The following is an 18,476-nucleotide window of genomic DNA, read 5'->3' on the forward strand; positions in this document are numbered from 1 at the left end:
CTCCTGACCCAGCCAGCAGGTTGAATCAGATTTGCTCGCCTTAGGGAATCCCCTTTCGATTCAGACTCAATTCATCCCGCTCTAGCCCCGCTCAAACTTCTGATTTCGGCATCCAGCTGCGTTGCCCTGGGCGTCCACTATCACGTGCGGGCGCTGAAGGGCTGGCGTGCAGGCCAAGCCGGCCTTCTCGGCACCTGGCTTGTGTGTCGCAGCCGGGGTTGCGAGGCTGCGACACGTTTCCTGAGCCGACAACGACGCCGGCACCTTGAGCGCGGGTCAGAGCCGTTCGATGCCGAAAAAGTCCGGCGCCCCCACCCAGGCGGCCTTGAAGCGCGCATCCATGTCTTCGGCGTCCGCTGTCCTGTCGGTCCTGCGGAAAACCTCGCGCAGGCCCCACAACGCCCAGGCGTTGTTTGGAGTCTGCCCCAGGACGTGCTCGAAAGCTGCCGCGGCCGCCTCGTGCTCGCCCATGGCCATGTAGACCGCGCCGAGGGTCTGTCGGATCGGATAATACCAGTAGGCCGGTTCCATATAGGCAAGGCCATCCTCGATCGCGACCGCCGCCTCAAGCTTATTGCGCGCTTCCCGCAAGTTGCCCTGGTTCTGGGCAACGCGGGCCTCCACGATCAGCGCGCTCAATTCCAGCAAATCCGGCGCCGGAAGTCCTCCCGCCGTCTCCGTGGAAAAATCGGTCTCGGTAGCGAGCTTGCGGATTGCGGCGGTCTCGGCGCGCGCCGCCTCGCTCACACCGTTTGCGGCGAAGGCGACGCCCCGCGCATATCGCCAGGTTGCCTCGACATAAGGCAAGGCGTTTGCCGGCAGCGGCAGCGCGAGTATGACCTCGGGATCGCTGTACTGGGCGTGCGCGAAATAGGGAGCCGCCTTAATCGGCTGCAGGCCGGCCACCTTTCTGGCCATGGTGTCGGAGACCAGCGATTCGAGCTTTTTGGCCGCCTCGGCGATTGCCTCGACGTCGCCCGCCATCTGTGCGGAGGTCATCAGGAAATGCAGGTTGTGCGGATAATAGCCGTCCGTGTAGACACCGGGCGTGCTCTCCGGCGCTATGCCGACGCGCTCGAAATAGGCCTCGTCCGCTGCCACCGCTTCGCGGTTGATCTCTAGGCTGTCGATCCACCGGCCGACCTGGTGATAGATGTGCGCTGGCATGTGCACGATGTGTCCGGCGCCGGGCATGAGGGCGGCAAGCCGGTCGGCATGGGCTTCGGCCCTTTCCGGCGTCGTGGACGCTTCGACAGCGTGGATATAGAGATGGATCGCCCCGGCATGATCCGGATTGCGCGCCAGCACCCGCTCCAACGAAGCCACAAGCTTGACCGTGTCCGGCTTTGGCGTTGCTCCGCCGTCAAGCCAGTAGTCCCAAGGCGTCAGGTTCATAAGCGCGTCAGCGTAGAGCGTGGCGATCTCGTCGTCCTGCGGATGGCGGTCTGCCAGTTCCGCCATCGCCGCAGCATAGGCCTGGTTCAGGGCGCCCTGATCGGCCGAAGTATCGGCGCTGTAGCGCTTGGAGAGCGCGGCGATAAGATCCTTTTCCCGGCTGGAGGCGAGGTGCGCTAGCTTGCGCGCCTGCGCTACGGCCTCGGCGGCGTTGGCGGCCGCCTCCTGACCCATGCCGGCGTTGATGTTGGGGCCGAGCACGTAGGCCTCGCCCCAAAAACACATGGCGCAGGTCGGGTCCAGCTTCTGCGCGGCCCTGAAAGCGCGCTGCGCTTCGGCGTGGTTGAACGCCCACGCCCAGCGCAGGCCCTGATCGAAATAGGCCTGCGCCAGCGGGTTGGCGGTGGTGACAGGGTAGGAATGACTGCCGAGGTTTTCGAACAGCGGGACGCTTGTCGAATCCTCTGCAACCGCCGCCTTGGCCTGGCGATGCGGAACGCCGGTTTCATGGGCATTGGCGGCGGGCGCCGCCAGAAGGGCGGCCGCGCTCGCACAGGCCAGTAGCGGGAGCCTAAATGAAAGCTTCATGGTTCAGCCCGCCTTGTCTTCTTGGCCGCGCTTCAAGCCGCGGACCACCAAACCAATTTCGGACCGGCTGATCCCGATATCCCTCAGGAAGGCATCGTCCATTGCCGCCAGAGTCCGTTCCGCCATACGGTGAACCCGGTAGTCCCGGAAAGAGCGGTAAGCTGCTCGCATTATCGACATTGCAACACTCCATTGATTGGCGCCGCGGGATGCAGCGGTTGCCATTGCATTTAAACCATCCCTGTTTCAGGCGTTTTTCCGCGCCGAACGCGAAGTGTTTCGTTTGTTTCAGCGCCGGGGAGCGCTTCCCGCGCGGTGTGGATTCCGAGCTGCCGGAGTCGCGCGGGAAACCGCCTTCTTTCTTAGCGCTCGATAGTGAAACCGGCGTCCGCGATCAGCCACGCTGGCTCGCGCGTCAGATGGCAGCCCCTCAGTCCGACAAGATGCCTTTGCAGCGTGCTCGGGGATCGGAGTCTCACACCTGCCGCCCGCCGAGCTTCAGGACGCGGCGGAACTCAGCCAGCGCGGCCTTCGGGTGGGATGCTACAAGGCGAGTGGATGACGACTACGGTCTCGGCCATAGCGTCACCCAGAACGTCTAAGCAGGTTGAAGCTGGAGGAGGCATTGCCGGCGCCCTGCCCTTTGAAGTCGATGATTTGCCTTTCCAGGCGATCCGCCGAAACTTCTGCTACGGCAAAATTCTGCGAATTAGCTCCGTGCTGTTCAGGCCCGGAACGCACCCAGTGATAATGCAGCCCGCCTACCGATCTAATCGCCGATTATCTGCTGCCTTCCGAAACGGCACAATGCGCCAATTCTGGATCTTGCCCAGTGATGCTGCGAAGGTTAGCGTGCATTTCGTTGGGCAGCGCAGATGGTTGCACGGCAAGGAGCCTAGCGTCCCGGCTTGCGCAGTACAGGCCGTCAGCGAACCCTGTAGAACGGATTCGGCAGCAGGAACAGCTTCTCGGCGTGTCCCCCAAACAGGTCGGATGGCTGGTCACCGACATTGGCAATGATCGTGTAGCCGGCCTTTTCGATTTCGGCTCTTATGGGTGCCTTGAAATCAGCGGCGGAACCATATTTGGCTCCCGGCTGGACCATATAAAGTTGCTCATAGCCGGCATAGCCCGCCGATTGCAGGTTCTGTTCGGTCGCCTGACGCTGGTCCTCCGGACGTCCGGTGATGAAGAATACTGCGACTTTCGCCGTTCGCGCCTGCCGGAAGACCTGCAGCACAGGGTCGATGGCCGGATCCTTCGCGAGCTGGTCCCAGGCGGCCCAGCCACAGGGACCGTCGATTGCGATGTCGCAGGCCCCGCCGATCGGGCGGCCGAAATTGTCACGTGTGATCACTTCCCAGTTGGCCAAAGCCGTCTCGTCGATATCGAGCACCAGTGCGGGGCGAGGCACCTCCATTGCGCGCTTGGCGACCCAATCGCCAGCCTGCTTCGCCACGGCGGCAAGGTCGCGATCATATGCGCCGGAATCATGATAACTGGCGGCCGCCAGCATCGCGTCGCCGACATTGGCTGGCTGAGACGGGCTTGTGAGAAGGAGCGAGCCGTCGGCACGCGCCGACCCAGGCACATTTGTACCAATCATCAGCAGGATTGCCCCGACGGCCGCACCACGCGCAATTCTATTCCAACCAATCGTCTGCATCACGAGACCTTGCGGTCGCGAGAGTGCTCTGTCAAGCGAGGCAAACCACAGGTCCTCGAAACTGAGCGATGTCGGCAAGTGCCCCAATAGCGGTCTTTCGGGGTGCTTGAGGTGAACGCTAGAAGTTGACCTTCGCGAGAACTACCACCAACGCTCTTGAAGACAGGTTCGGGGTACCAACGGCGAGATGGTTTAGACCCCTCCGAGGAGGGGCTCGCAATGGATGCTCCGGACTGGTGGGCGCGCCGGAGAACGTTGGATGGCGCGATATTCCGCGAAATGGCTGCCCAATCACCGCCGATTGCCGTTCAGCCGGCGCACCGAGCCGTCAAGGACGCGATCGTCCGCATGGCGAGGGTTCGCAGCTTTGGCGCGCGTTGCCGTTCAGCGGGCACCGCGGTGGAACGACCGCGGTGCCGTAGTCTGTACCCGCACACCTAGCAGTTCGCGCCAGTCTGCGGATCGCACGCTTTGTTTTCTTGCTTCTGTGGTTTGGGCTTGGCCGCCTGTTCCGGCTCGGCCTGCTGCTGCTCGGCGGCGGGCTGCTCCTCGGCCTTCCGCTTCTCAGGCTTGGCCGCCTGTTCCGGCTCGGCCTGCTGCTGCTCGGCGGCAGACTGCTCCTTGGCCTTCCGCTTCTCAGGCTTGGCCGCCTGTTCCGGCTCGGCCTGCTGCTCGGCAGCGGGCTGCTCCTTGGCCTTCCGCTTCTCAGGCTCGGCCGCCTGTTCCGGTTCGGCCTGCTGCTGCTCGGTGGCGGGCTGCTCCTTGGCCTTCCGCTTCTCAGGCTTGGCCGCCTGTTCCGGCTCAACCTGCTGCTGCTCGGCGGCGGGCTGCTCCTTGGCCTTCCGCTTCTCAGGCTTGGCCGCCTGTTCCGGCTCAACCTGCTGCTGCTTCGCCGCGGGCTGCTTCTTGACCTTCGGTTTCTCAGGTTTGGCGGTCTCTTCCGGCTCGGCCTGCTTCTGCTCGGCGGCCGGTTGCTCCTCGGTCGTCGACTTCTCAGGCTTGGCGGTCTCTTCCGGCTTAACCTCATCTTCGGTCGCCGGCGCCTGTTCGGTCGTTGCTGCACCTTCGGTCGGCTTCGATTTCCGGCCTGCCTGAACCTGCTTCACCTCCTCAATGTCTTTGAGCTCAGCTGGTTTGGCATCGGGATCGGCTTTCACTTCACCTTCAAAGACCGTGACCGTATTGTTTTCTAATTTGCCGGCCTCATCGGGCGTCTCGGTCTCGCTGACCTCGACGACAGTCACCTGCTGGTTCGTCTCCTTCTCGATCACATCAACATCAATGACTTTGTTGATCACCACGTTGTTCTGGACCGTCACGTCGCCGGCCGGCTCGGCCGCTTCGACAATGCGCACAAACTCCGGCTCATCACGGATAACGACGACAGAAATGTCCTCAACAAGGAATTCGCGGGTGGGGACCACGACCCAGTAAAAATCCGGCGTGGTGTCGAACGTCACCTCGATTGAAATCAAATCCGGATCGCGGCGCGGCGGCAGCGGGGCCCAGATGATGTGCTCCCTGTCACGCCGCCAGCTCACCCATGCTGGCGCCCAACGAGTGCCGGGAACCCAGTACCAGCCGATGTCGTCGGCATAGCCCCACCGGCCGTAATGGTAGGTCGCCCAGCCGAACGGCTCGTCGGACACCCAGAGCCAGCCATACTGTTCGGTATAGACCCAGTGTCCAAGGGTATACGGACGCCAATCGTCAGGTACATCAACTGGGACGAAGACGGTCGCTCCCTGGTACGAGACCCAATCACCATGGGAAGACAGGTCGTCGTAGAATGTGCTGATCGAAATGGAAACGTCGGTGGCAGCCCTCGCCTCGGACACAAGCGACAATGGCGCAACAGGGTTGGGAATCTCGACGACGGTGAGCAGGCAGGCAGTTACGCCGCCCAGCATCAGCCGTACAGCGGTTTGGGCAAGGACGCGTTTCATCCTAGTCTTCCTCCGAAACAGATCGCCCTTCATCTTGGAAACTCACCGGCTGTCGGATTGTTCCACTTGCTAAGGTTGCCCGCATTTGCTCACACACCGGCTTGGCATCACACGATGGTACGCCACCCCCTATCAGCGCAAACGGCACACATCGGCGCATTGCTGCCTGGCAGCCTCGGGCCGAAAGCAGTCAGCCCGCTTCTGGGGATATAGCCGCGAAAGGCGGCCATTCGGCTGGGTACGGAGCGGACGGCATGAATCCCCAGATCCATTCCGAGACGGCTGCGATCCACTTTCCGTCGAGACGATCTCGACATCGAGCGCAGGGCCCGGACCCACAGGATGGGATTCCAAGGCAGCCGTTATAGGGCCGCCGGTCGATCCTTGGCCGCAGCAGATCGCCGAAGCCGGGCCAATCGATTGCAACGGTCGAGAAGCGCGCAGGCGAGCCGCTCCTGCAGCGGCCGCATCTCGAACCGGGTCGAGATCAAGCTGAGCGCTGGCAGAAGCAGGAGCTTCGGGCCTTCGCCGGCCCTCCTGCTTATATCCTAAGGTGCAGCAGGTCAGTGTGCTGCTTTCATCGCTCAGCCATGCGGTCATGATGAAAGCTGACCACCCAACGCGGCCCGCTAAAGGGGATTTTAGCCTGGCAATTGAACTAGGACCTGGCCACCTGCTCGCAGGTATGCGGCCTAGCCTGCGACCTTGATGAGCGCCCGCTCCATGGCTGCAAGGAAGAGGTCGACGTGCTCGGCCTGGCAAACGAGCGGCGGGCGCACTTTAAGCGAATCCTCGTTGGCCCCAGTCGTGCTGACAAGGACGCCGTCGTCCCGCATTGCGTTCACGACGTCCAGCGCCATTGCCCGCCGGCTTGCCGCCGGGGTGCCTCAGGCCCTATATCGATGCCAAAGAACAGACCGGCGTTTCGGATGGCACGAACTCCGTAAGGCTGCTGCGCGATTTTCTCCAGCCCGGCTCGGAGGCGCTGGCTCATGGCAAGCGCTTTCTGGGGGATCTGGTCACGCTGAGGATCGTCAGCACGGCGTCCGCGGTCGCTATGCCAACCGTATTTCCAACTCTCGGACCGGCAGTCGATGCCATTGCGCCGCTTTGCCCTATGCCGCTGTTGCGTATTGATGAAGGCATGGCCAAAGCCGCTGTCGAGCATGGAAACCGCATAGGTGTCCTGGCGACCTTGTCCACAACGCTGGTGCCGACCGTGGATCTGCTGAAGCGCAAGGCATGCGAGGCGGGCAAGGATGTAGCGATCGACGATGTGCTTGTAGAGGGAGCGTTTCAGCGCCTCGCCGGCGGGGACGTCGAAGCCCATGACGCGCAAATCCGCCTAGCTCTCGAAGAGCTGTCGCAGAAGGTCGATGTGGTCGTGTTTGCGCAGGCCTCGATGGCTCGTGCACGGCCCACAGTCTTCCAGTTCTGACAAGTCCCGTACTTGGAGTTGAAAACGTGAAACGGCGTTTAGAGCGATGAGCGCGCGCAACTGATGATAGATTTCGCTTCTTGAGCCGACATGCACGCCTTTTCCTCGCTTATCGACCTCGCGCCCGACCACCATGTCCTGCTGGTTGCCGCCTGAGCTCGGCGACAGGTGCAGCGAGCCGCGCAGTCTTCACTTCAACTGGTTAATGATCCGCCCGGCCTACTGGCATGGATGGCGCCACCTGCGCCCTCTGCGCGTGGCGAAGATGTCGCCTAGAAATAGCCGAGGATGGATTTGACCTCGAGATACTCCAACATGCCTTCGATGCCATATTCGCGTCCGTTTCCGGACTGCTTGAAACCGCCAAACGGGGCGTGCGGATCCCAGGCCGGGTAGTTGAGATGAACCTGACCGGCGCGAATCCGCGAGGCGACGTCCCTGACGTCGTCCATATCCTCGCCCTGCACATGGGCCCCCAGGCCGTAGACCGTATCGTTGGCGATAGTGACGGCCTCCTCGACTGTGTCGTAGGGGATGATGCAGAGAACTGGCCCGAAGACCTCTTCCTGGGCAATGCGCATGCTCGTGAGCACGTTGGAAAAAATCGTCGGTTTGACGTAGAGCCCGACATCTAGGCCGTCCGGACGGCCCAGTCCGCCGGTGAGAAGCTTCGCGCCTTCCGAAACGCCGACGCCGATCATTGTCTGGATCCGGTCGAACTGGGCGCGGTTGGCGATTGCACCATGGGTGGGGGCCTCCGAGAGAGGATCGCCGACCACGATCTCATCTGCGGCCCGCTGGGCAATTGACTCGATCTCGGACAGCCGCGCGCGCGGCACGATCATGCGCGTCGGCGCACTGCATGACTGGCCGAGATTGCGGAAGGCAGCGGCTATGCCCAGCGAAACGGCGCGATCGAGATCGGCGTCGGGCAGGATCACATTCGGCGACTTGCCGCCGAGCTCCTGCGCGACGCGCTTGACCGTCGGCGCGGCGGCCTGGGCCACCGCGATGCCGGCACGGGTGGAGCCGGTAATGGAGATCATGTCGACATCCGCATGAGACGCGAGACCCCCACCGACGCATGGGCCGTCACCATTGACGAGGTTGAAGACACCGGCAGGGAAGCCGGCTTCCTCGATCGCCTCGGCGAACAGAAGGGCGTCCAAAGGAGAAAGCTCGCTCGGCTTCAGCACGACCGTGCAGCCTGCGGCGAGCGCTGGCGCAACCTTGGCGGTGATCTGGTAGAGTGGCCAGTTCCACGGCGTGATCAGGGCGCAGACACCGATCGGTTCGTGGGCGACGGCAGTGTGGCCGCGCTGTTCGACGAAGGGGAAGTCTGTCAGGACATCGCGGGCAACCTTTACATGGGCGATCGCGAGCGGCACCTGCGCGGTGCGCGCATAGCCGATCACCGCGCCCATCTCGAGGGTCAGGCATTGCGCAAGCAGTTCACGGCGCGCTTCGAGCAGCGCCTGCAGGCGATCGAGCAGACCCGCGCGGTCTTCTGGCGTGGTACGGCTCCAGGTGACGAATGCCCGGCGGGCCGCGGCAACGGCTGCGTCCACGTCCTCGCTATTTCCGAGCGGAAACTGGCTTACGACCTCTTCTGTGGCGGGATTCACGACGACGCCCTTCGCGGTGCCACTCGGCTCGACCCATTGACCGTCGATGAAGAACTTGTCCACGCGGCTGTTGCGAGACAGGTGTTCGAGGGGCGTCATCACCGTACAAGGTCCTTCATGCGATAATAGGCACCGAGAATCGGCAGGAACCAGGGACGACCGAAATAACCGGGGATCGCTGGCCAGTTGAAATCGTTCCACGGATTGAGCTCGGGGCGGCCGTCCATAACGTCGGCCATGATGCTGCCCATCAGCGTCGACATATGGGTGCCGTGCCCGCTATAGCCCATGGAGTAGTAGATTCCGTTGCGCTCCCCGGCGCGCGGCAGGCGGTCGCGGGTCATGTCGACCATGCCGCCCCAGCAGTAATCGATGCGGATGTCGGCCAGTTCCGGATAGACGTCGACCATCGCCGTTTTCAGGATTTGACCGCTCTTCTCGTCGGACTGCGGATTGGATACTGCAAACCGGGCCCGCCCACCGAATAACATGCGATTGTCTGGCGTGAGCCGCCAATAGACAACGAGATTGCGCGTGTCGACGACATTGCGTCGGGTCGGCATGAGGCGCTCAAGCTGCGCAGGCGACAGCGGTTCCGTCACGATCAGGAAGGCACCGACCGGCACGATGCGGCGGCGGAACCATCCGAGCGGACCGACCTGGGAAATGCCGCTCGCCAGCAGGACCTGACGCGCGACGATCTTGCCCCGCGGGGTCTCGACCTCATGCCCGGCGGCGACCTTGCGCAGAGCCATGACAGGAGCATATTCATAGACCTCTGCACCGCGCCGCACTGCGGCGGTCGCAAGGCCGCGGACGAACCGGCCGACATGCATGCTGGCGCTCTTGGGAAACAGCAGCCCGCCGTGGTAGCGCTCGGTTCCGACCTCGTTCCGCAGGTCGGCGCGCGCGATCATCCTCGTTCCGGGATCGACATTGGCCGCCAAGAGTTCCTGGCTGCGCGCCAGCATGCCGTAGTGCTCAGGCTTGGCAGCAAGCTTGAGTTTGCCGACGCGGGAGAAGCTGCAGTCGATCTTTTCTTCCTGCACCAGCCGCTCGACCATATCGACGCCAGCGTCGAAGGCCTTGTAGAGCGCGTTCGCGGCGTCCTTGCCGTACTTGCCGGCCATGACCGCATAGTTCTGAGCGAAGCCGTTGTTGCACATGCCGCCATTGCGGCCAGACGCGGCGTTGCCGATTGTTTCGGCCTCAAGCAGGGCAACCCGGCCGCCCTTCTTGGCGAGAGCCAGCGCGGCGGAGGATCCAGTCAGGCCACCGCCCACAATCGCTACATCGTAGTGGCCTTCGAGGGGTTTGGACGTGCCCTCATTGAACGGCTGAGACGTATCCAGCCAATAAGATGTAAACTTCATTTCTTGACCACCAGTGTTGATTTGAGTGGAGCGACATTCGAGCCGTAGTTGCGCGCGTCTACCAGCCGCGCATCCGCTCCCAACGCGCTTCAATCATGGGGCTGTCCCCGTTGATGACGCTGTAGAAGTCATGCTGGGCGGCCATCGCGCAGGCATGGTTGGGTAGAATCCGGACCCGGGACCCCAGCGGCAACTCGGGCATGGACTTTCCAGAACCGGCACGAATGGCGAGGATACCGTGTTCCTGGCTGGCCTGAGCCACGATCACATCTTCGAGCACCCGCCCCTTTTCGTCACAGACCACACCGTAACCCTGGTCGAATTGCTGGTTCGCGGTTCCACGGTCGCGCGAAAGCGCCATCCACCCCGCATCGACCAGCACCCATCCTTTTTCCAGCTTGGCGCCGATCACGGTGGCCAACACGGAAATCGCGATGTCGTCGATGGCACAGACCCCCACCCCGTGCTGGACGAAATCGAAGAACATGTAGACCCCGGCGCGCAACTCCGTGACGCCTTCCAGATTCTCGGCGAAGTGCGCCGTCGGCGTCGAGCCGAGGCTGACAATTGGGCATGCATGGCCGTGAGCGCGCAGAATTTCGGCAGCGCGCACCGTGGCCAAACGCTCCTTCTCGGCTGCATTCACCAACGCACGGGGCGTGCTCAAGCTATAGGACTCGCCCGCATGGGCGAGGACGCCGACGAGGTTGGCACCCGCTGCGACGACCCTGTTGGCCACCTCAAGCAGCTTGGGATCGTCCGACTTCAATCCACCGCGATGGTCGTCGCAGTCCAGTTCGATGAACAGGGACGGCGTCACGCCGGTGGCCTCGCGCACGTCCGCCAAAGCATCAGCCTGCTCCACAGTATCGAGCAGCAGCTTCAGATCGACGCCCGTGCGGCGACATAGCTCCATGGCGCGGATGGCCGAAGCCGTCGACATGCCGACCGCATAGGTGATGTCGCGAAATCCGTGGCCTGCGAAATATCCCGCCTCGGCGATGGTCGAGACCGTGATCGGGCCGGGTTCGCGGGGGAACACGTGTCGGGCGACGTCGATGCTCTTGGCCGTCTTCATGTGCGGGCGCAGCACCACGCCAAGTCTTCTGGCGTGCTCGGCGAGACGCTGGGTGTTGCGCTCAAGCCGTCCGCGGTCCAGAAGCAGCGACGGTGTGATGAGGGTGTCGATCGTTCTGGCCGTCTCGCTCACTGACAGGTTTGCCGCCATCTTGTCCATCATCTCGTTTCCTAAAAGAACGATTGGTTCGCCAAGGCATACATATGGGCCGACCCGTCGGAAACGGGTCGTTGCCCTTTGACCATTGCGGTCGCACCGCCGGCTCGCTCGAGGCCGAGGCTCTCGAGCCAGTCGCCCAATCCATCTTCGGCATAGACGTCGATGCGAACGAATTGATCGTGAAGTCTGGAAAGCTGCGCCAGGATCAAAAGCCGCGCGTCCTCCACGCTTTCGGCCGCACAGGGGCCGACGACATAGCCGCGCCCGAACTTCCTGGCGATGGCATAGCCTGCAACCCGTCCCGCGCGCTCGATAACGACGACCTTGCCCACGTCAGCGAGTGTAGCCACCATCGACGGCCGGGGCATGCCCATAGCCCGTTCGTCGAAGGCCTGGATCGCCGCGAGGTCGGAGACCGTCGCCTGGCGAACGTCGTTGCGCGCACTCTGCGTCACGGCGACGCTCCGCGGGCCCTGAAGCTGAAGTACCCTGCCCCAGGCGGTAAAGCCGCGCCGCTTATAGAGCGCGAGCCCCACTTCCGTCGAATTGAGCAGCACGTTGCGACCGTCCGTGGCCTGAAGCAACCCATAAAAGAGCCGGGAGCCGTTGCCACCGCCTTGTGCGGAGCCAGTGACTATGATCATCCCGGCAGTGGCATAGGCCTGTCCGTAATTCCAGGACATGGCAGTGCCAATCACCTCTCCTGCCCGCTCGAGGACCAGGCCATTGCCGACCGTCACGGCAAATTCCCAGTCCTCCTGGCGATAAGGCCAGCCCATCTCCTGCGACAGCTTCAGCGCGCCCGGCACATGGCGGGTCTCGAATTTCATCAGCTCAACCGGGGCGCTGACGGTGTCTCTCTCACGTTCGAGGGCCATAAGTGCAACGTTGTCTCTTGTCCGAGGTCGAAATTGACGTCGGACCTTAGAGTCGCGTCCGGCGGACAGATTTCGCTGCTGTTTTACCCATTCAAATCAGCGGGATTATTTGTTTTAAGCAGTTCCTCAGCATGCCAAATCGCGCAAATCGGGCGAGGAATATCTGGCGCCTTGCGCCGTCCGCCATGGCTGACTTCGCACGGGCGTGACCTCCACGCCGTCCGCATCGGATGCAATCTCAGGCCTGGCCAACGCCATAGACTGGAACACCCTGCGGCGACGAAGCGCTCGATGCTCAAGAGGGATTTGGATGATCTACATCAATGAAGAAGAGTCAGCCGCCCTCGTCACGCATGAACTTGCTTTCGAGGCGGCGCGGAAAGCTCTCGTGGCAGCGGCATCGCGGCAGAGCAGGGTCTTTCCCGCTGTTCTAGGGCGCACGCGGGAGGCGACCAATACTTTCTCAATCAAATCCGGTTCGTCGGACGACCTGACCGGAGTGAAAATTGGCTCCTTCTGGTCGGGCAACCCGACACGTGGCCTTCCCCGCCACAACTCCACCATCGTGCTGCTCGATCAGCATACAGGTCGGCTCGGCGCCGTAATCGAGGCCGGGCAGGTCAACGCCTACAGGACGGCCGCCGCCGACGCGGTAGCGGCCGATCTTCTTGCGCGGAAGCAAGCCAAGGTTCTGGCGATATTCGGCGCCGGCAGCCAAGCGGACTTCGAAGTGACGGCGCTGGCACGCATCCGCCCAATCGAAACCGTGCTGGTCGTGGCCCGGCCTTCGCCGCGACGCGACGCTCTTGTCGATCAGATCGGCGAAAGGGGCCTGGAGGCGCGCGCTGCCTTGCCCGAAGAAGCCGTGCGCGCGGCCGACATCGTGGTGACGGCGACACCCTCACGCGAACCGCTGTTCGACGCCGCTTGGGTGGGACCCGGAACCCATATCGTCAGCATGGGGTCGGATGCTCCGGGCAAGCGCGAATTGCCGAGCGAATTATTTCCCAGGGCACGTCTGTTTTGTGATCTGCTTTCTCAGTCCGTCCAGATCGGCGAGTTCCAACATTTGCGCGACCAGATCGACGCCGGCGTGCTCGCGGTAACATCAATCGGCGACGTCATTGAAAAGCGCGCGCCCGGACGCCGCTTTGACAAGGAAATCACGGTCTTCGACAGTTCTGGTATCTCGCTACAGGATCTCTACATGGCCGACGCGCTGATCCGCGCAAACGCGTCTCACCGCTGATCAGCTTCGCACCGACAAGTGCCGACCCGACGGATTTTGCCGCGGTACTGAAGTGCTCTCCGGCAACAACGTGTCCTGCGCGATTCTGCAGTCGTATCAGCGGCTGGCGCGCCAGAAGGCGATACGGTCCTGCAACCGATAGCCCTGGATAATCGCCGGCATGAACCACGGATTGCCGCGATAGAGCGGGATGGCCGAAGGCGCTCGAAAGTCGAACGCCGTGCGCGACTGCTCGCCATGACCCATCAGCTTGTGGGCCGCACGCGTGCCAATCCATGGCGCCCAGACCACGCCCGAACCGCAGAAGCCAGTTGCATAGACCGCGCCGTCCTTCTCGAAGATGCGGGGCAGCATGTCGCGGTTCATCGCCACGTTGCCGAACCAGCAATGCGAAAGGCGCACGTTCTCCAACTCCGGGAAAAGGTTCACCAAGCCCTTGCGTAGGAGAAGTTTCGGCGCCGCCGGATCGCCGACGCGAGAACTGTCACGGCCCCCCAGCAGAATGCGTTTTCCGTCGGGCGAGGGACGATAATAGAAACCGAGTTGCCGGTTTTCGGTGATCGTCATCAGCTTCGGCATCAGTCGCGCCATGACATCGGGCGGAAGTTCCTCGGTCACGATGATCCGGCTGCGAACCGGAACCAGCCGGCGGCGCAGGAAGGGAGCGGCGCCGTCGGTATAACCGTCAGTACAGACCAGAACCTGCCGTGCATCCACCGTCCCTGCCGAAGTCGAGACGCGGAAGCCCGAACCATTCCTCTCGATCGACGTCACGGGCGTGTTCGAATGCACCGTCAGACCGGAAGCAAGGGCCACCCGCAGGAGCTCAGCATGGAACTTGGCGGGGTGCAGCCCGCCAATGTCCATTCGAACGGTTCCGCCACGGTAGAAATCTGTGCCGATATAATTTCGCTGCTCGGCATGCGGAACGGCGTAGGACTCGATCCCCAGTTTCTTCGCTAGTGTCTCGGCGCCGCGCGCCATCTTCCCATACTGTTCATATCCGAAAGCGCCTTTGAATTGGCCAACCAGCCGGAAGTCGCAGTCGAGCCCTTCGGTCTCTATGAAGTCGTAGAGGAATTCGCGTGCGACCTTGCCCTCGGCCTCGATCGCCATTGCCTTCTCTTCACCGAAGCGCCGTGTGATCGTGGCATAGTCCGGCCGGATACTCCCGCTCGTAATTCCGCCGTTGCGCGTGGAAGCACCCTCGCCCGGATTCATCGCATCAAAGGCTGCGACCGAGCGTCCTTCGCGCGCCAGCGCAAGCCCGGCCGAAAGCCCGGCATAACCGGCGCCGACAATTGCCACGTCAAGCTTCTTTGCGAGGGGCTGCCGCGGCAGCGGCATGACGGGCGCCGCTTCCCACCAATAGGGCGTGTTCTTGTCGGAGACTTTCAACTCGTGCACGTGAGTCACTTCTCGCTGGGTTTTCGGGTGAAGGAGCGGGCCGCGTTTGTCGACGAGATCAGACACGGTCGTCCCGTACGTCGAGCGCGTCACGCAACCCGTCGCCGATGAAATTGAAGCTTGTCACGGCCATGGTGATGGCGGCGCCGGGAATGATCGCCAGCCAAGGCGCACTGTCCAGATACTGCTGGGCGCCCTCGAGCATGTTGCCCCAGCTGGGCAGCGGCGGCTGAATGCCATAGCCCAGGAAACTGATGTAGGCTTCCAGCAGGATCGCGCGCGCCACTGTCAGCGTAGCGGCCACGATGATCGGACCCATGGCGTTTGGCAGGATTTCGCGGAACATGATATGCGTGCCGCTCAGCCCCAGCATGCGCCCGGCCAGCACAAACTCGCGCTCGCGCAATGACCGCACCTCGGCCTCGACAATTCGGGCTACCTCCATCCAGCTGGTGACAGCGACGATGACGGTGACCATAGCAGGGCTCGGCTTCAGTGCCGCGGCCAAGGCCAGCAGCAGGAAGATGGAGGGGAATGACAGGAAGCCGTCGACCGTGCGCATCAGCGCTGCACCGATCCAGCCGCCGCGGTAGCCCGCGATCACGCCGACGAGCGTTCCGATCAGCGTCGACAGCAGCATGGCAAAGAAAGCCACCAGCAGTGAGGTCCTCCCCGCCATGAACAGTCGCGCCGCCACGTCCCGCCCCAAAGGATCGGTCCCGAGATAGTGGTCGCCGGTCAGCGGCGGTGAAAAGCGGGCGCGCAAATCGATGTATAGGGAATCATAGGGCAGGAGATGAGGGCCGAAGACGCATGCCAGCGTGAGAAGGGTGATCATCGCCACCCCCAGCAACGCCAGATGATGGCTGGTGAAACGGCGCACGGTGCGGCTGCGCCACCAGCGGCTTGGTCCTGCATTTGCGGCGAGAGCGGTCATTTCGGGTGCCTCCTGTTGGGCGTGAGGTTACGCGCTCAACCCAGACGAATGCGCGGGTCGACGATCGCCACAGCAATATCTGCGATCAGGTTGCCCAGAATGACGAGGATGGCCGAGAACATCAGCAGTCCCATCACGACCGGGTAGTCGCTGTAGCCGAGGCTGTCCAGGAACAGTCGACCCATCCCCGGCCAGGTAAACACTGTCTCCGTCACCAGCGCGCCGGTCAGGATGCTGGGAAGCTGCACCCCGGCCAGTGTGATCATCGGCAAAAGCGCATTGCCGACGACGTGCTTCATTATGACTCGGCGCTCGCTCAGGCCCTTGGCGCGGGCGGTCTTGACAAAATCCTGGCTGATGGCGTCGAGCGTCGCCGTGCGCATGTAGCGGCTCCAGATCGCGACATGCACCAGCGACAGCACGATGCTTGGCAGGATCAGGTGATGCAGGTAATTCAGGACCGAACCGTCGCCGATCGTGTACATGTTGCCTGCAGGCAGCCAGCCCAGCTGTAGGGAGAAGATGTAGATGCCGACGAGCCCGAACCAGAAGGTCGGGATTGACAGCGCGACCATGGCGCCGACCGTCGCCACATGGTCGAACAGCGAATAGCGGTGCGTGGCGCCGCGGATGCCGATCCAGGTGCCGATGGCGATTGCGATCGCGGTGGAAGTCCCCATCAGCAGCAGCGTGGCAAACACGTGCCGGCCAATCACTGCCAGCACCGTCGCACCGTCGCGGAAGGAGTGGCCCCAGTCGCCCTGGAGAAGCCGCCAGGCCCAGTCGAGGTATTGAATCCACAGCGGCCGATTCAGCCCCAATTGCACTTTCAAGCGATCGAGATCGTCCTGCGTCATGCCGGGATCGAGCCCGAATTGCGCCAGTGGCCCCCCCGGTAGCAGGTTCAGGACGACGAACCCGATGACCGACACGATCAGGAGCAGGATGAGGCTCTGCGAGAGCCGGTTGAGCAGAAAGCCGCGCATTCAACTCTCCTCTTTCAAGACAGCGCCGATGATTGGCCGCCGCCGCAAGGCGGCGGCCGCGTATATGTCAGCCCTTCCAATGCCATCCGGCGGCATGCCAGGATGCGACGCGGGCGTTGGAATTTGCCTCGAAACCCTCCAGACCTTCCTTGCGGCCGAACACATTGGCGTAGGCAAACAGAGGCAGGAACGGCAGATCCTGACGGACGATTTCCTGCACACGCAGATAGATGGCGCGCCGCTCTTCCCGGTCGAAGGTGCGGGTGCCCTTCTCGAGCAGCGCATCGACCTCCGGGTTGGAGTATTGGCCTGTGTTCGAGCCCTTTCCGCCCTTCGCGACGATCGCCTTGGTGTGCAGGCGGTTGGAAACGTCGGGGTCGCCCGCGATGACATTGGTTACACCGGAGATCGCTGACTCGAACTGCGATTTGAGCCAGAAATCGCCCCACATGACGGCGGCCGGCAGGTTCGAAATAGTCATCTCCACCCCGATCTCGGCGAATGTCTGCTGCAGGAACTGCTGCGTCTGCTCGCGCAGGTGGTTGCCGGAGGTGGTGGAGTTGGCGAACGACAGACGCACCCCGTCCTTCACCCGTATTCCATCGGCTCCGGGTACCCAGCCGGCCTCGTCGAGGATCTGGCGCGCGCGCTCGATGTTGAACTCCTGCGCCGGCAGGTTCGGATTGTAGTAGTAGGAATTCTGCGGCATGAACGTCTCGGTGGGGGTGTGGACCCCGTAATAAAGTCCTTCGAGGATCGCTTTCCTATCTATTGCGGCGTAGAGCGCCTGGCGGACCGCCGGGTCCTTGAACTGCGGCTTCTCAAGATTGAGATAGATCGACTCGACCGATGCGCCGCGCTCCAACATGACCGCGCGATCCGACAGTTTGCTGGCTTCCTCATAGTGGTCGGCGGTTATGAATGCCTGGTCGACAAGATCAATGTCGCCGCTCTTGAACTGGGTGTAGAGCACTGTCATGTCGGGGATGTATTTGAAGACGAGCCGCTCCAAATAGGGGCCCTCCCCTGCATAGTCCGTGTTCGCGACGAGTTCGATGTGATCGCCGGCGATGCGCTGCGCCCACTTGAATGCGCCAGTGCCGACAGGCGCCTGATTGAAGGCGGCGGCGTTGGGGTCGGCCTCTTTTTCGAGGATATGCTTGGGCACCATGAAGGTTTCGGCGAGAAACGACAGGTAAGGGGCGAAAGCCTCCTCCATCCGCCAGGTGAGTTCGGTCGGCGAGACCACCTTGATGTCGCGCACCAGCGAATGACCGGCCGTGCGCCACGCGCGGAATTTCGGATTGGTGATGAGCTCAAGCGTGAACTTCACGTCCTCGGCCGTGAAGGGCTTGCCGTCGTGCCAGCGGACGTCATCGCGCAGGCGGAGGCGCCACTTAAGACCATCCTCCGAGATGCCGCCGTTTTTTTGGCTTGGCACTTCGACCACAAGATTGGGCTGAAGAACGCCCTTAGAGTCCATTCGAACGAGTGCATCAAACACTGAGAAATGCACAGCGTCGTCGCACTCGGTATGCGGCATCAGTGGATTGAAGACGGTGGGTTCCTGCGAAAATCCGACGATGACGCGGCCGGTTGGGCTCGCTGGAGGGTTCTGGGCGAAGGCGGGTTTGCCCAACAGATTGGGCGCAATGAGGCCTGCAGCCCCGCCTATCGCCATCAATCGCAGGGCATCGCGCCGCGAGTAGTTTGATTTGGTGTTTGAGCGTTCAGTCATTGGAATTCCCCTT

The 18,476-nt window shown here is 62.5% G+C and carries 15 protein-coding genes; 2 read left to right on the forward strand and 13 right to left on the reverse strand.

Annotated features, from left to right (window positions below):
• Positions 1-276: 276 nt before the first annotated feature.
• From NKH36_RS32245 to NKH36_RS32265, 5 genes are all read right to left on the reverse strand, one after another.
• The gene (locus tag NKH36_RS32245; protein ID WP_352965903.1) at positions 277-1,983 is read right to left on the reverse strand and encodes a tetratricopeptide repeat protein; all 1,707 of its coding nucleotides are present in this window, start codon (positions 1,981-1,983) and stop codon (positions 277-279) included.
• Between the two features lie 3 nt (positions 1,984-1,986).
• Positions 1,987-2,208 carry a YjiS-like domain-containing protein gene (locus NKH36_RS32250; RefSeq protein WP_352965904.1) on the reverse strand — a complete coding sequence of 74 codons (222 nt, stop codon included), beginning with the start codon at positions 2,206-2,208 and terminating at the stop codon, positions 1,987-1,989.
• 700 nt (positions 2,209-2,908) lie between these two features.
• Positions 2,909-3,589, reverse strand: coding sequence for an HAD family acid phosphatase (locus tag NKH36_RS32255; RefSeq protein WP_352965905.1), 681 nt, complete (start codon positions 3,587-3,589; stop codon positions 2,909-2,911).
• 497 nt (positions 3,590-4,086) lie between these two features.
• On the reverse strand, positions 4,087-5,595 hold the full coding sequence (locus NKH36_RS32260; protein WP_352965907.1) for a DUF6600 domain-containing protein: 1,509 nt from the start codon (positions 5,593-5,595) through the stop codon (positions 4,087-4,089).
• Positions 5,596-6,287: 692 nt separating this feature from the next.
• Positions 6,288-6,455: a hypothetical protein gene (locus NKH36_RS32265; protein ID WP_352965909.1), complete on the reverse strand. Its 168-nt coding sequence runs from the start codon at positions 6,453-6,455 to the stop codon at positions 6,288-6,290.
• Between NKH36_RS32265 and NKH36_RS32270 the strand changes: the two genes are divergently transcribed.
• Positions 6,455-7,033: an aspartate/glutamate racemase family protein gene (locus tag NKH36_RS32270; RefSeq protein WP_352965910.1), complete on the forward strand. Its 579-nt coding sequence runs from the start codon at positions 6,455-6,457 to the stop codon at positions 7,031-7,033. The two genes, NKH36_RS32265 and NKH36_RS32270, sit on opposite strands and share 1 nt — an antisense overlap.
• Before the next feature lie 272 nt (positions 7,034-7,305).
• Here the strand turns inward: NKH36_RS32270 and NKH36_RS32275 are convergent, their stop codons facing one another.
• The 4 genes from NKH36_RS32275 to NKH36_RS32290 are packed head-to-tail and all read right to left on the reverse strand — an operon-like array spanning position 7,306 to position 12,098.
• On the reverse strand, positions 7,306-8,760 hold the full coding sequence (locus NKH36_RS32275; RefSeq protein ID WP_352965915.1) for an aldehyde dehydrogenase family protein: 1,455 nt from the start codon (positions 8,758-8,760) through the stop codon (positions 7,306-7,308).
• Positions 8,757-10,031, reverse strand: coding sequence for an NAD(P)/FAD-dependent oxidoreductase (locus NKH36_RS32280; protein ID WP_352965884.1), 1,275 nt, complete (start codon positions 10,029-10,031; stop codon positions 8,757-8,759). The genes NKH36_RS32275 and NKH36_RS32280 overlap by 4 nt, the downstream gene beginning before the upstream one ends.
• A 58-nt stretch (positions 10,032-10,089) precedes the next feature.
• On the reverse strand, positions 10,090-11,268 hold the full coding sequence (locus NKH36_RS32285) for an alanine racemase (RefSeq protein ID WP_352965886.1): 1,179 nt from the start codon (positions 11,266-11,268) through the stop codon (positions 10,090-10,092).
• 11 nt (positions 11,269-11,279) lie between these two features.
• Positions 11,280-12,098 (reverse strand): N-acetyltransferase, encoded by an 819-nt coding sequence (locus NKH36_RS32290; protein WP_352965883.1) that lies wholly within the window; start codon positions 12,096-12,098, stop codon positions 11,280-11,282.
• 358 nt (positions 12,099-12,456) lie between these two features.
• Here NKH36_RS32290 and NKH36_RS32295 point away from each other — a divergent pair, with 358 nt between their 5' ends.
• Positions 12,457-13,395: an ornithine cyclodeaminase family protein gene (locus NKH36_RS32295; protein WP_352965882.1), complete on the forward strand. Its 939-nt coding sequence runs from the start codon at positions 12,457-12,459 to the stop codon at positions 13,393-13,395.
• Between the two features lie 96 nt (positions 13,396-13,491).
• Here NKH36_RS32295 and NKH36_RS32300 read toward each other — a convergent pair whose 3' ends face one another.
• The 4 genes from NKH36_RS32300 to NKH36_RS32315 all read right to left on the reverse strand — a co-directional run bounded on the left by NKH36_RS32300 (position 13,492) and on the right by NKH36_RS32315 (position 18,463).
• A complete protein-coding gene (locus tag NKH36_RS32300; RefSeq protein ID WP_502912162.1) occupies positions 13,492-14,742 on the reverse strand; it encodes an NAD(P)/FAD-dependent oxidoreductase in 1,251 nt (416 codons plus the stop codon).
• A gap of 118 nt (positions 14,743-14,860) precedes the next feature.
• Positions 14,861-15,739: an ABC transporter permease gene (locus NKH36_RS32305; protein WP_352965879.1), complete on the reverse strand. Its 879-nt coding sequence runs from the start codon at positions 15,737-15,739 to the stop codon at positions 14,861-14,863.
• 35 nt (positions 15,740-15,774) lie between these two features.
• Positions 15,775-16,725 (reverse strand): ABC transporter permease, encoded by a 951-nt coding sequence (locus NKH36_RS32310; RefSeq protein WP_352965878.1) that lies wholly within the window; start codon positions 16,723-16,725, stop codon positions 15,775-15,777.
• A 67-nt stretch (positions 16,726-16,792) separates the two neighbouring features.
• Positions 16,793-18,463, reverse strand: a complete 1,671-nt coding sequence (locus NKH36_RS32315; RefSeq protein WP_352965912.1) for a peptide ABC transporter substrate-binding protein — start codon at positions 18,461-18,463, stop codon at positions 16,793-16,795.
• Between the last annotated feature and the right edge of the window lie 13 nt (positions 18,464-18,476).

Origin of the sequence: Mesorhizobium sp. M1312 (assembly GCF_040318115.1) — a bacterium.
Lineage (GTDB): Bacteria > Pseudomonadota > Alphaproteobacteria > Rhizobiales > Rhizobiaceae > Mesorhizobium.

Coding starts and splice junctions, on each gene's coding strand:
- NKH36_RS32245 (WP_352965903.1), bottom strand. CDS start 1,983: ATGAAGCTTTCATTTAGGCTCCCGCTACTGGCCTGTGCGAGCGCGGCC.
- NKH36_RS32250 (WP_352965904.1), bottom strand. CDS start 2,208: ATGGCAACCGCTGCATCCCGCGGCGCCAATCAATGGAGTGTTGCAATG.
- NKH36_RS32255 (WP_352965905.1), bottom strand. CDS start 3,589: ATGATTGGTACAAATGTGCCTGGGTCGGCGCGTGCCGACGGCTCGCTC.
- NKH36_RS32260 (WP_352965907.1), bottom strand. CDS start 5,595: ATGAAACGCGTCCTTGCCCAAACCGCTGTACGGCTGATGCTGGGCGGC.
- NKH36_RS32265 (WP_352965909.1), bottom strand. CDS start 6,455: ATGGCGCTGGACGTCGTGAACGCAATGCGGGACGACGGCGTCCTTGTC.
- NKH36_RS32280 (WP_352965884.1), bottom strand. CDS start 10,031: ATGAAGTTTACATCTTATTGGCTGGATACGTCTCAGCCGTTCAATGAG.
- NKH36_RS32285 (WP_352965886.1), bottom strand. CDS start 11,268: ATGGACAAGATGGCGGCAAACCTGTCAGTGAGCGAGACGGCCAGAACG.
- NKH36_RS32290 (WP_352965883.1), bottom strand. CDS start 12,098: ATGAAATTCGAGACCCGCCATGTGCCGGGCGCGCTGAAGCTGTCGCAG.
- NKH36_RS32295 (WP_352965882.1), top strand. CDS start 12,457: ATGATCTACATCAATGAAGAAGAGTCAGCCGCCCTCGTCACGCATGAA.
- NKH36_RS32300 (WP_502912162.1), bottom strand. CDS start 14,742: ATGCCGCTGCCGCGGCAGCCCCTCGCAAAGAAGCTTGACGTGGCAATT.
- NKH36_RS32305 (WP_352965879.1), bottom strand. CDS start 15,739: ATGACCGCTCTCGCCGCAAATGCAGGACCAAGCCGCTGGTGGCGCAGC.
- NKH36_RS32310 (WP_352965878.1), bottom strand. CDS start 16,725: ATGCGCGGCTTTCTGCTCAACCGGCTCTCGCAGAGCCTCATCCTGCTC.
- NKH36_RS32315 (WP_352965912.1), bottom strand. CDS start 18,463: ATGACTGAACGCTCAAACACCAAATCAAACTACTCGCGGCGCGATGCC.